Below are 12,102 nucleotides of genomic sequence, written 5' to 3'. Positions count from 1 at the left end.
CTTACCGCGGTTTTCCAGGGATTCCCCGCGAGTGGTGAAGGAGCGGGTCAGGACAGCGGGAGACCCTGTGCCGTCCAGCGCTCGCCGACCTGCTCGACGACGAGGGGCAGGCCGAAGCACAGGGAGAGGTTGCGGGAGGTGAGTTCGAGTTCCATCGGGCCGGCGGCGAGGACCTTGCCCTGGCGGATCATCAGCACGTGGGTGAAGCCCGGGGGGATCTCCTCGACGTGGTGGGTGACCATGAGCATCGAGGGGGCGATCGGGTCGCGGGCGAGACGGCCGAGGCGGCGGACCAGGTCCTCGCGGCCGCCGAGGTCGAGGCCGGCGGCGGGCTCGTCGAGCAGGAGCAGCTCGGGGTCGGCCATCAGGGCGCGGGCGATGAGGGTGCGCTTGCGCTCGCCCTCGGAGAGGGTGCCGAACTTCCGGTCGAGGTAGTCGCTCATGCCGAGGCGGTCGAGGAAGGCGCGGGCGCGCTGCTCGTCGATCTCCTCGTAGTCCTCGTTCCAGGTGGCGGTCATGCCGTACGCGGCGGTCAGCACGGTCTGCAGGACGGTCTGGCGCTTGGGGAGCTTCTCGGTCATGGCGATGCCGGCCATGCCGATGCGCGGGCGCAGCTCGAAGACGTCGGTGCCGGGCGTGCCGAGGGTCTCGCCGAGGATGGTGGCGGTGCCCTTGGTGGGGTAGAGGTAGCTGGAGGCGACGTTCAGGAGGGTCGTCTTGCCGGCTCCGTTCGGGCCGAGGATGACCCAGCGCTCGCCCTCCTTGACCGACCAGGAGACCTGGTCCACCAGAGCCCGGCCCTCGCGGACCACGGATACGTCCTGAAGCTCCAGAACATCGCTCATGAGCGCGTTGTCTCCCCTTGCAGTGTGACCGGTCTCGGCGTCTCGGTGGTCGCGTGCGCCGGTGGGCGCAGCCCTCAAGGAAATCTACGCCACCGGTCCCGCACTTCATTCCATCGGTCCGGTCCTTAGGCTGGGGGCATGCTCTCGGAACCACGTTCAGGACGCCTTGCCGCATGGGGAAATGCCCTTTTGGCCGGACTTGTCGCGCCGGATGACGCTGCGTTGGAGATCGTCGGGGACGACGCCGTGCACCGGGTGGAGGGGCTGCCCGGGGAGTCGGCGCCCGTGGGGCTCACGCTGGCCCTGGGGCGGCTGCGGGCGCTGGGGGTGAGCGGGCTGCGGGTCGCGCTGCCCGCGCCGGGGCATCCGCTGGGGCTGAGCGGGCCGCCGGAGTTCAATGCGCGGGCGATGGACGCCGAGGAGGCGGTGATCTGCCACGGCGCCGCGCTCGGGCTGGTGCCGGAGGTGTACGAGGCCGGGCCCGCCGGTGATGTGCATGTCGAGGTGGTCTGGCATGTGCTGCCGGTGCGGGAGGCGCCGCCCGCGGATGTGCCGTCGCTGGGTGAGGCCGAGCGGGAGCTGGCGGAGGGGCTGCGGGAGGCGACCGAGCTGTTGTCCCGGCTGGATGTGGCCGGGTCGGGGCCGGTGGCCGAGGCGGCGATCGACGCGTACCGGGCGCGGGCCGAGCGGGGGCGGGAGGTGCTGGCGCCGGGGTATCCGCCGCGGGCGGTGCGGGTGCTGGAGCTGGCGCGGCGCGTCGGGTTGCTGGTGTCGCTGGCGCACGAGAACGGGCACGGGGGCGCGGTGAGCTCCGCGGAGATGGGCGCGCGGGTGGAGGCGTTGCGGCCGGTGGAGCGGGTGGCTCGGCGGGCGCAGGTGGCGTCGTACAACGCGTATGTGGAGGAGCGGGAGCGCGGCGTGCGGTGAGCGACGGGCCTTCGTCGGACGCAGACCGGCCTCCCGGGATGCCCGGGAGGCCGGAGGTCACTGCTCGCTTGGGGTGGGCGTCACTTGTTGACGGCCAGGTTGCCGAAGGCGGGGTTCAGGACGCCGACGACGTTCACACTGTTGCCCGAGTCGTTGACCGGGATGTGGATCGGGGCCTGGACGAGGTTGCCCGAGGCGATACCCGGGGAGCCCACGGCCTCGCCGTCGGCGTGCGCACCGGTGGTGGCGGAGGCCATTCCGGCGCCGGCGGCCAGCAGGCCACCCGCCACCATCGTCACGGCCGCTGCCTTCTTCAGGTTCTTCACTTCTAAGCCCTCCTTGCGATTGCCGCGGCAGTCGCCGCAGCACGCACTGGAGAACGGCGGAGATCCACGAAGGATGCGCCATCCGGGGGACATTCCCACGACGGTATGAATCTCAGTCCGGAGCGGAACCCTCCGAATTGCCGAGCGTCATGCCCTGCGCAGAGCGTTTCAGCCGGTCACGCCATGGCGTACGGCCCACAGTGCGGCCTGGGTGCGGTCCGCGAGGTCGAGCTTCATGAGGATGTTCGACACGTGGGTCTTGACCGTCTTCTCCGAGAGCACGAGGGCTCTGGCTATCTCCCGGTTCGAGCGGCCGTCCGCGATCAGGCCGAGCACCTCGCGCTCCCGTTCCGTGAGCGAGCCCGCTCTCCCCTGTCCCGAGTTGGCCTCCTCCTGGGACAGCAGGGCGCCCGCGACCTCGGGCTGGAGCAGGATGTGGCCGGCGTGGACCGAGCGGATGGCTCCGGCGAGCGCGTCGGGGTCCACGTCCTTGTAGACGTAGCCGGCGGCGCCCGCGCGCAGGGCCGGGATCACCGTGCGCTGTTCGGTGAAGCTGGTGACGATCAGCACGCGCGCGGGGTTGTCGAGTTCGCGGAGCTTGCGCAGGGCGTCGACGCCGTCCATGCCCGGCATCTTGACGTCCATCAGCACGACGTCGGGCCGCAGCTCCTCCGCGCGGGCCACTCCCTCGGCGCCGTCGGCCGCCTCGCCCACGACCTCGATGTCGTCCTGCACTTCGAGGAAGGTGCGCAGGCCCCTGCGGACCACCTGGTGGTCGTCGACGAGCAGCACCTTGATTGCGTCACCCACCGGGGACCTCCATCTCGATCGTGGTGCCCTTGCCGGGCGCCGATTCCACCGTCAGCGCGCCGCCGACCCCGCTCGCCCGGTCCCGCATGGAGACCAGGCCGAGGTGGCGTCCGGCGCGTCGGATCGCCTTGGGGTCGAAGCCGCTGCCGTCGTCGGTGACCCGCAGGACGGCTCCGCCGCCGCGCCGGTCCAGCGTCACGTCGACGTGTTCGGCGGCGGAGTGCCGCAGTGCGTTGTGCAGGGCCTCCTGGGCGACGCGCAGCACGGCCTCCTCCTGGGCGGAGGGCAGTGCCTTCACACCGCGGCCGGCGAAGGTCACACGGGCGGTGTGGGCGCGGTCGAGGACCTGGATCTGGGTGCGCAGGGTGGCCACGAGGCCGTCCTCGTCGAGGGCCGCGGGGCGCAGCTCGACGACCGCGGCGCGCAGTTCGTCGGCGGCCTCGGCGGCGAGTGCGGCCACCTGGTGCAGCTCGCCCTTGGCGCGGGACGGGTCGCGGTCGATCAGGGTGGTGGCGGCCTGGGCCGTCAGGCGCAGGGAGAACAGCTTCTGGCTGACCGCGTCGTGCAGCTCGTGGGCCAGGCGTGAGCGCTCCTCGGCGATCGTCAGTTCGCGGCTGCGCTCGTAGAGGCGGGCGTTGGTGAGGGCGATCGCGGCGTGCTGGGCGAGGATGGAGAGGAGTTCCTCGTCCTCGGCCGTGAAGCCGCAGCTTCCCTGCGGTTTGGGGCAATTCTTGTTCGCGAGGAACAACGCGCCGATGACCTCGTCGCCGTCGCGGATCGGCAGGCCCAGGAAGTCGGACATGTCGGGGTGCGCCGACGGCCAGCCCTCGAAGCGGGGGTCCTTGCGGACGTCGGCCAGGCGCTCGACCTTGGCGTCCTGGAGCATCGCGGCGAGGATGCCGTGCTGGCGGGGCAGCGGGCCGATGGCCTTCCACTGCTGGTCGCTGACGCCGTCGACGACGAACTGGGCGAAGCCGCCGTGGTCGTCCGGGACACCGAGCGCGGCGTACTGCGCGTCGAGCAGTTCGCGGGCCGAGGCGACGATCGTCTTGAGGACGTCGCGCACCTCCAGATGCCTGCTCATGGCCAGCAACGCGGAACTCACCGCGGCGAGGCCGGACCTGGGGCCTTGACTCATGCCCTCACGGTACCGGCGGGGTGTGACAGCCGGATCGGACCTGTGGCGGCGGCCGGCTAGGGCGGCGGTCCTAGTACTCCAGTTGCAGTTCTCCATATGCCCTGGTCAGAGGGCTCGTTCGGAGTCTAGTTGGCTGACGTCCCGTCAGGATGGCGGTGGTTCGTGACTCACCCGATCGGGGTGCGTTGGAACCGGTTATGGAGATGGAGAGCGGTGTCGAAGTAGGTCTGTGGGAAGGCGAGTTGGAGTCGCTGCTGCTCCGGGTGGGTGAGCGGTTCGGCCGCGTCGAGCCGCGGCGGCGGATGCGGGACTACGTGCGTGGCCTGTTGGCGCCGGTGGGCCGGAAGAACAGCTGGCAGCTGGCCGAGCATGCGGGCCATGACACCCCGTACGGGCTGCAGCGGCTGCTGTCGTGGTGCCAGTGGGATCCGGATGAGATCCGCGCCGACCTGCAGGATTACGTAGCCGAGCGGCTCGGGCAGCATGGCGGTGTGCTGATCGTCGACGACACCGGCTTCATCAAGAAGGGCACCGTCTCCGCCGGGGTGCAACGGCAATATTCCGGCACCGCCGGCCGCACGGAGAACTGCCAGATCGGGGTGTTCGCCGCCTACGCCTCAGCCAAGGGAAGGGCCTTGGTGGACCGCGAGCTCTACCTGCCCAAGTCCTGGACCGAGGATCCGGACCGGTGCCGCGCCGCCCGGGTCCCGGAGGACAGGTCCTTCGCGACCAAGCCGGAACTTGCACGCGCCATGGTCCGGCGGGCGCTGGATTCCGCCTTGCCGATCGCCTGGGTGACCGCGGATGCGGCCTACGGGCAGGAGTGGCACTTCCGTCGGATGCTGGAGGAGGCCGGTGTGGGCTACGTCCTGGCGGTGCCCAAGTCGCAGCAGGTCAAGTCGCCAGCGGGCAGCTGGCGCATCGACCATGTCCTGACCGGTGCCCCGGCCGAGGCATGGGAGCGGATCTCCTGCGGCCATGGCGCGAAGGGGCCGCGGGTCTATGACTGGGCCGCGGCCAAGCTGCCCACCGTCGACGGTTCCGATCCCGCCCACGACCGCTGGGTGCTGGCCCGTCGCAGCCTGGCGCGTCCCGAGGAGATCGCGTACTACCTCGCTTTCGCCCCGGCGGACGCCACCGTCTCCCAGCTGGTCCAGGTGGCTGGCTCCCGATGGGCCATCGAGGAATGCTTCCAGGCAGCGAAGAACGAATGCGGCCTGGACCAGTACGAAGTCCGCCGTTACGTCGGCTGGTATCGCCACATCACCCTGGCCATGCTCGCGCACGCTTTCCTGGCGGCGATGACAGCCCAGGCCCTCGAAAAGGGGGTCGAGGAAACGGTTCGAGCAGCCTCGCTCCCCTCACCGTGGCAGAAATCCGAAGGCTCCTGGACCTTGTCCATCCCCCCACAGTCCGACGCCACTCGCCCAGGCACCGTCTCCGCTGGTCAAGCTGGCGCCGACGTCACCAGGCCATCGCCCGCCACTGCCACTACCAACGCCGCACGCACCCCGATCGGGTGAGTCACGAACCACCGCCATCCTGACGGGACGTCAGCCAACTAGACTCCGAACGAGCCCTCTGACCAGGGCATATGGAGAACTGCAACTGGAGTACTAGTCCTGCGGTCCCCCGATCAGCGGCGTAGGGCGAACGGCCCCGGGTGCTCGGCTTAGGACGAAGGGCCCCGCGGCTTTGCGGCCCACGTCCGAGGCGGGGCGGGCGGCACCGTTCCTACGTTGGGGGCACCGCCTGCGGGAGGCGGACTGGGACGAGGGGACGGTTGTCATGCCGGTAGCGATCATCACGGGGGCCTCGAAAGGGCTGGGGCGGGCGCTCGCCGAGGCGCTGGCCGCGCGCGGCTGGGATCTGGTGCTCGACGCCCGGACGCCGGAGGTCCTGCGGGAGACGGCGGCCGGACTCCGGGGACGGCACGGCACGCACGTGACGGCCGTGCCGGGGGACGTCACGGCCGCCGGGCACCGGGCCGAGCTGGTGGCGGCCGCGTGGCAGCTGGGCGGCGTCGATCTGCTGGTGAGCAACGCCAGCGCGTTGGGCGCCGAGCCGCTCGTACGGCTGGACGCGCTGCCTCTGGAGGGGCTGCGGCGGGCGCTGGAGGTGAACGTGGTCGCCGCGCTGGCCCTGGTCCAGGAGGCGCTGCCGCTGTTGCGGGCGTCCGGGGCGGGCACGGTGATCACGGTCAGCTCGGACGCGGCCGCCGAGGCGTACGAGACGTGGGGCGGGTACGGGGCGTCGAAGGCCGCGCTGGACCATCTCGCGGCGGTGCTCGGCGAGGAGGAGCCGGGGCTGCGGGTGTGGGCGGTCGACCCCGGGGACATGGCCACGGACCTGTACGCGGCGGCCGTACCGGACGACGACGATCCGCGGCCGGCGCCGGCCAGTGTGGTGCCGGCCTTCCTGCGGCTGCTGGACGAGCGTCCGGGGAGCGGTCGCTACGGGGCGCCGGCGCTGCTGGAGGGGCGGCGATGACGCTGGCGACGGGGGTCCGAGCGTGGGGGAAGGTGCCGGAGGAGTTGTCGGCGCGGGTTCCCGCCGAGCAGCGTGGGCCGGGGCTGGACCGGGATGCCGTACGGCTGCTGGTGTCGCGGGGCACCGAGGTGTCCCACCACGCGTTCGCCGACCTGCCGCGGCTGCTGCGGCCCGGGGACCTGCTGGTCGTCAACACGTCGCAGACGCTGGCCGCCGCCGTGGACGGACGGATCGGGCACGCGCGCGTGGTGGTGCACTTCTCCACGCTCGGGGACGACGGGCGATGGGCCGTCGAGCTGCGGGACCCCGACGAACACGGCACCACGCGCGCGCGTGCGGGCGGACCCGCGGGGACTGAGGTGTGGCTGCCGGGCGGGCTGCGGCTGGTGCTGGAGGAGCCGCTGAGCGCGGCAAGCCGACGGCTGTGGTGGGCGCGGGTCGCGGCGGGGAGGAGCTGGGCTGGGGGCGCGGGGCTGGAGAGGGCTCGGGACACAGGGCTGGAGAGGGCTCGGGACAGGGGGTCGGAGGGGGTGCGGGGCGCGGGACCAGAGGGGACACAGAGCACAGGGCCCCGGGAAGCACAGGGCGCAGGGCCCCAGGGAACACGCAACCCGGGACCAGGAGAGGCGCAAGGCACAGGACCGGAGGGGACACAGGGCACAGGACCCCAAGGAACACACAGCCCGGGACCACGAGAGGCGCAAGACACAGAACCAGAGGGACCACGGGTATCAGGACCCAAGAACGCCCAGGTCACAGATGCCAAGGTGGTCCGAGGCCCAGGGTCTGACAGGGCGCGAGGCCGGGAGTCAGACGGAGCGCGAAGCCTGGGACCCGCCGGAGCCCGGGGCACGGGATCCGACGCAGCCCAAAGCACGCAACCCAACACAGCCCAAGGCACGGGACCCGACACAGCCCGGGGCACAGGACCCGACACAGCCCAACGCGCGGAACCCGACACAGCCCAACGCACGGAGCCGCACGCAACACCCGGCCCGGGGCTCCACCAAACGCCGAGCACCACGCCCGACCAAGCTCGGATCCCCACCCCCAACCAGGCCCGGATCCCCACCCTCGACCAAGCCCGGATCCTCGGCCTGATGCGTGAGTACGGCCGGCCCATCCGCTACTCCTACACAGAGCGGGATCAGCCGCTGTCCGTGTACCAGACCGTGTTCGCGTTGCCGTCGGGCGACGGTCTGGGCAGCGCGGAGATGCCGAGTGCGGCGCGGCCCTTCACGGTGGGGATGGTCACGGAGCTGGTCAGCCGGGGGGTGCAGTTCGCGCCGGTCACGCTGCATACCGGGGTGGCCTCGGTGGAGGCGCATGAGCCGCCGTATCCGGAGCGGTTCGCGGTGCCGGAGGCGTCGGCGCGGCTGATCAACGCGGTCAAGGCCGGGCCGGGCCGGGTCGTCGCCGTCGGGACGACGGCCGTGCGGGCCGTGGAGTCGGCGGTGGACGCCGACGGGGTCGTACGCGCGCGTGAGGGGTGGACGGATCTCGTCGTGACCCCGGAGCGCGGGGTGCGTGTGGTGGACGGGCTGCTGACCGGGCTGCACGAGCCGGAGGCCTCGCATCTGCTGATGCTGGAGGCCGTCGCGGGCCGGGCCGCGATCGACCGCGGTTACGAGGCGGCGCTGCGCGGGCTCTACCTGTGGCACGAGTTCGGCGACGTGCACCTCGTCCTCCCGGCGGACCAGCCTCACTCAGAGCATTGCTCCAGCAACTGCTGGTGAGACTGTTGCAGGACCGATGTGAGCCCGCGCATAGGGTCCACATCACTTACGAAAGTCCGTAGTAGGTGAGTGCGTCCCTTTTGAGCGGCACAGACAGTCCCGTCTGTCCTATTTTGCCCTTCCCGGCTCCACTATCGGGGATCGTACGTCACACCTTTGCCTCGCAATTTTGCGGCCGCTAAGAATGGCTGCCGTCGCTCAGCGCCGCGGGTTCCGCCCGCGGCGTTTGTGCCGGAAGCACCCGTGTCCCCCGCCGGACAGCGAGCGACCTCCGCGCTATTCGAAGAGGTCCATCTGCCATGCTCAAGAACACCAAGAACCGCGGTCCCATACGTGCGCTGACCCAGCGGCACAAGATCGCGATCGCCGGAGTCGCCACTCTCGGCGCCGCCGCCCTCGCCTTCTCCGCCGTCCCCGGCAACGCCCAGACGACCACGGCCGAAGCCCCCGCGGGCAAGGTGGCCTACAGCAACGAGCAGATCAAGGACGTCAAGGGCAACGTCACCGACCAGCTCGCGCCCGCCGAGGTGAAGGCCCAGGAGATGGCGGCCAAGCACAAGGCCGCCGTGGCCCACGCCAAGCACGAGGCCGCCGTCGCCCACGCGAAGCACAAGGCCGCCGTTGCGCAGGCCAAGAAGCGGGCCGCCGAGGCCGCCGCCAAGAAGAAGGCCGAGGCCGCGCGCAAGGCCAAGGCCGCCAGCCGGTCCGCCGAGCGCGTCGCGGTCAAGCCGGTCGCCGCCAAGAAGGCCTACGCCAACAACCTCGACGGCTGGATCCGTGAGGCCCTGGACATCATGAAGAAGCACGACATCCCGGGCACCTACAACGGTCTGCACAAGAACATCATGCGGGAGTCCTCGGGCAACCCGAACGCGATCAACAACTGGGACATCAACGCCCAGAACGGTGTCCCGTCGATCGGTCTGCTGCAGGTCATCAAGCCGACCTTCGACGCCTACCACGTCCCCGGCACGGCCTGGAGCCAGTACGACCCGGTCGCCAACCTCACCGCCGCCGCCAACTACGCGGCCGACCGGTACGGCTCGATCGACAACGTCAACAGCGCGTACTGAGCGAGGTAGCCGCGGGCCTCTGATCCGTACGCCGAAGGGCGGCACCCTCCTGACGGGGTGCCGCCCTTCGGGCGTCGTACGACGAGGGGGCTACTTGCGCATGACCTCGGGCTCGTGCCGGCGCAGGAAGCGGGCCACGAAGAAGCCGCAGATCACGCCGAGGGCGATGAGGGCGGCCATGTCGAGGCCCCAGACGCCCACCGTGTGGTCCCACAGCGGGTCGGTCGCGGTCGGGTCGTCCTTGTTGGGGTTGACCAGGTTGAAGTCCAGGGTGGCGCCCGCGGCGGCGACCGCCCAGCGGGACGGCATCAGGTACGAGAACTCGTTGACGCCGATGGAGCCGTTCAGGGTGAACAGGCAGCCCGTGAACACGACCTGGATGATCGCGAACATCACCAGCAGCGGCATGGTCTTCTCGGCGGTCTTGACCAGCGCGGAGATCACCAGGCCGAACATCATCGAGCTGAACCCGAGCGCCATGATCGGCAGGCAGAGCTCCAGCTTGGTCTGGGCTCCGAGGATCAGACCCTCCGCTGGTACCTCGCGCGCACCGAATCCGATCCCGCCGACGATCAGACCCTGGACCATGGTGATCATGCCGAGCACGATGACCTTGGACATCAGGTAGGCCGAGCGGGACAGACCCGTCGCGCGTTCCCGTTCGTAGATCACCCGTTCCTTGATCAGCTCACGGACGGAGTTGGCCGCGCCGGCGAAACAGGCGCCGACCGCGAGGATGAGAAGGACGGTGGTGGCGGTGCCGTTGGGCTGCCGCAGCCCGTTGGCGCGCGGCTCGTTGGGCAGCAGGTTGTTGCCGGAGTCGATGAGCAGACTGACCGCGCCGAGTACGGCGGGCAGGATCAGCATCAGAGCCATGAAGCCCTTGTCGGACGCGATGACCGAGACGTACCGCCGGACAAGGGTGATGAGCTGCGAGCCCCAGCCCTGTGGCTTCGGCGGCTTCATCGCCTGCATCGGGGGCATCTGTACGGACTGCGGAGCAATCGCGTCGATGTCCGCGGCGTACATCTGGTAGTGCTGCGAGCCCTTCCAGCGTCCCGCCCAGTCGTAGTCGCGGTAGTTCTCGAAGGCGGAGAAGACGTCGGCCCAGGTGTCGTAGCCGAAGAAGTTCAGCGCCTCCTCGGGCGGGCCGAAGTAGGCGACCGCGCCGCCCGGCGCCATCACCAGGAGCTTGTCGCACAGCGCCAGCTCGGCCACGGAGTGGGTGACGACGAGGACCGTACGGCCGTCGTCGGCGAGGCCGCGCAGCAGCTGCATGACATCGCGGTCCATGCCCGGGTCGAGACCGGAGGTCGGCTCGTCGAGGAAGATCAGGGACGGCTTGGTGAGCAGCTCCAGAGCCACCGAGACGCGCTTGCGCTGACCGCCGGAGAGGGAGGTGACCTTCTTCTCCTTGTGGATGTCGAGCTTCAGCTCGCGCAGCACCTCGTCGATGCGCTCCTCGCGCTCGCGGGCCGTGGTGTCGGCCGGGAAGCGGAGCTTGGCCGCGTACTTGAGGGCCTTCTTGACGGTCAGCTCCTTGTGCAGGATGTCGTCCTGCGGGACCAGACCGATGCGCTGGCGCAGCTCGGCGAACTGCTTGTAGAGGTTGCGGTTGTCGTAGAGGACGTCGCCCTGGTTGGCCGGGCGGTAGCCGGTCAGCGCCTTGAGCAGGGTCGACTTGCCGGATCCTGACGGGCCGATGACCGCGACGAGGGACTTCTCCGGGACTCCGAAGGAGACGTCCTTGAGGATCTGCTTGCCGCCGTCGACCGTGACCGTCAGATGGCGGGCGGAGAAGGAGACCTCACCGGTGTCGACGAACTCCTCGAGCCGGTCGCCGACGATGCGGAACGTGGAGTGGCCGACGCCCACGATGTCGGTGGGGCCGAGCATCGCCGAGCCGCCCTTGGCGATGGGCTGGCCGTTGACGTACGTGCCGTTGTGGGAGCCGAGGTCGCGGATCTCCATGCGGCCGTCGGGTGTCGAGTGGAACTCGGCGTGGTGCCGGGAGACCTGCAGGTCGGAGACGACCAGCTCGTTCTCCAGGGCACGGCCGATGCGCATCACGCGGCCGATCGAGAACTGGTGGAACGTGGTCGGGCTGCGGTCGCCGTAGACCGGCGGCGCCCCCGCGCCACCACCGGGGCCCTGCTGCTGCGGGATGTGGGCGGCCTGCTGCGGCTGCTGCCAGTGCGCCTGCTGCTGGGGCTGCTGCTGGGCGGGTGCCTGCTGCGCCCAGCCCGCCTGCGCGCCCTGCGCGGCGTACGGCTGCTGCTGCGGCTGCACCTGCGGCGAGGCGACGGAGGCCGCGGTGCCGGAGAGGTTCAGACACGGTCCGTCGGTCGCGTTGCCCAGGTGCACGGCCGTACCCGGGCCGATCTCCAGGTGATGGATCCGCTGGCCCTGCACGAATGTGCCGTTGGTGCTGCCCTGGTCCTCGATGACCCAACTGCGGCCGCTCCAGCTGATCGTGGCGTGCCGCCAGGACACCCTGGCGTCGTCGAGCACGATGTCACCCTGCGGATCGCGTCCGAGGGTGTAGGGCCTGGACACATCGAGCGTCCAGGTCCGTCCATTCAATTCCAGTACGAGTTCCGGCACTCCATGCCCCACTGAGTAGTCCCCCGAGTTACCCCCAACACAGGGAGTCTAGGGATGTCGAACATCGTCGGGAACTATTTCAGGCTCCGCCCTCTGACCGAAAGCCGGGCCTTGTGTGGACCACGCCCGTGCGCTTCGACTGGTTCCGTTGAC

The 12,102-nt window shown here is 70.4% G+C and carries 9 protein-coding genes and 2 pseudogenes; 6 read left to right on the top strand and 5 right to left on the bottom strand.

Features of this window, described 5'->3' with window-relative positions:
• Window positions 1-47: 47 nt before the first annotated feature.
• Window positions 48-845 carry an ABC transporter ATP-binding protein gene (locus IM697_RS13355; protein ID WP_194047864.1) on the bottom strand — a complete coding sequence of 266 codons (798 nt, stop codon included), beginning with the start codon at window positions 843-845 and terminating at the stop codon, window positions 48-50.
• Between the two features lie 138 nt (window positions 846-983).
• Here IM697_RS13355 and IM697_RS13350 point away from each other — a divergent pair, with 138 nt between their 5' ends.
• Entirely contained in the window at window positions 984-1,772 is a 789-nt protein-coding gene (locus IM697_RS13350) for a hypothetical protein (RefSeq protein ID WP_194047862.1), read from the top strand.
• An 80-nt stretch (window positions 1,773-1,852) separates the two neighbouring features.
• Here the strand turns inward: IM697_RS13350 and chpE are convergent, their stop codons facing one another.
• The 3 genes from chpE to IM697_RS13335 form a co-directional block, all read right to left on the bottom strand.
• On the bottom strand, window positions 1,853-2,098 hold the full coding sequence (gene chpE, locus IM697_RS13345) for a chaplin ChpE (RefSeq protein ID WP_194047860.1): 246 nt from the start codon (window positions 2,096-2,098) through the stop codon (window positions 1,853-1,855).
• Between the two features lie 168 nt (window positions 2,099-2,266).
• Window positions 2,267-2,908: a response regulator gene (locus IM697_RS13340; protein ID WP_194047858.1), complete on the bottom strand. Its 642-nt coding sequence runs from the start codon at window positions 2,906-2,908 to the stop codon at window positions 2,267-2,269.
• A complete protein-coding gene (locus IM697_RS13335; protein WP_194047856.1) occupies window positions 2,901-4,046 on the bottom strand; it encodes a GAF domain-containing sensor histidine kinase in 1,146 nt (381 codons plus the stop codon). Before IM697_RS13335 ends, IM697_RS13340 begins: the two co-directional genes overlap by 8 nt.
• 203 nt (window positions 4,047-4,249) lie before the next feature.
• Between IM697_RS13335 and IM697_RS13330 the strand changes: the two are divergent.
• The 5 genes and pseudogenes from IM697_RS13330 to IM697_RS13310 all read left to right on the top strand — a co-directional run.
• Window positions 4,250-5,386 (top strand): annotated as a pseudogene (locus tag IM697_RS13330) (IS701 family transposase); the annotation flags it as partial.
• Window positions 5,387-5,834: 448 nt separating this feature from the next.
• The gene (locus IM697_RS13325) at window positions 5,835-6,536 is read left to right on the top strand and encodes an SDR family NAD(P)-dependent oxidoreductase (RefSeq protein ID WP_194047854.1); all 702 of its coding nucleotides are present in this window, start codon (window positions 5,835-5,837) and stop codon (window positions 6,534-6,536) included.
• Window positions 6,533-6,979, top strand: a pseudogene (locus tag IM697_RS13320) (S-adenosylmethionine:tRNA ribosyltransferase-isomerase); the annotation flags it as partial. The gene IM697_RS13325 and the pseudogene IM697_RS13320, both read left to right, overlap by 4 nt.
• Before the next feature lie 324 nt (window positions 6,980-7,303).
• Window positions 7,304-8,272 (top strand): S-adenosylmethionine:tRNA ribosyltransferase-isomerase, encoded by a 969-nt coding sequence (locus IM697_RS13315; RefSeq protein WP_407699652.1) that lies wholly within the window; start codon window positions 7,304-7,306, stop codon window positions 8,270-8,272.
• Window positions 8,273-8,571: 299 nt separating this feature from the next.
• Window positions 8,572-9,345 carry a transglycosylase SLT domain-containing protein gene (locus tag IM697_RS13310; protein WP_194047852.1) on the top strand — a complete coding sequence of 258 codons (774 nt, stop codon included), beginning with the start codon at window positions 8,572-8,574 and terminating at the stop codon, window positions 9,343-9,345.
• A 90-nt stretch (window positions 9,346-9,435) separates the two neighbouring features.
• On the opposite strand, the gene IM697_RS13305 is transcribed toward IM697_RS13310, so the two are convergent.
• Window positions 9,436-11,949 (bottom strand): ABC transporter ATP-binding protein/permease, encoded by a 2,514-nt coding sequence (locus IM697_RS13305; protein ID WP_194047850.1) that lies wholly within the window; start codon window positions 11,947-11,949, stop codon window positions 9,436-9,438.
• Window positions 11,950-12,102: the final 153 nt, after the last annotated feature.

It is taken from the genome of Streptomyces ferrugineus (assembly GCF_015160855.1).
GTDB lineage: Bacteria > Actinomycetota > Actinomycetes > Streptomycetales > Streptomycetaceae > Streptomyces > Streptomyces ferrugineus.
Note: the sequence above shows the minus strand (reverse complement) of the source record. Positions and strands in the feature narration are given on the sequence as shown.

Coding starts and splice junctions, on each gene's coding strand:
- IM697_RS13355 (WP_194047864.1), bottom strand. CDS start 845: ATGAGCGATGTTCTGGAGCTTCAGGACGTATCCGTGGTCCGCGAGGGC.
- IM697_RS13350 (WP_194047862.1), top strand. CDS start 984: ATGCTCTCGGAACCACGTTCAGGACGCCTTGCCGCATGGGGAAATGCC.
- IM697_RS13335 (WP_194047856.1), bottom strand. CDS start 4,046: ATGAGTCAAGGCCCCAGGTCCGGCCTCGCCGCGGTGAGTTCCGCGTTG.
- IM697_RS13325 (WP_194047854.1), top strand. CDS start 5,835: ATGCCGGTAGCGATCATCACGGGGGCCTCGAAAGGGCTGGGGCGGGCG.
- IM697_RS13310 (WP_194047852.1), top strand. CDS start 8,572: ATGCTCAAGAACACCAAGAACCGCGGTCCCATACGTGCGCTGACCCAG.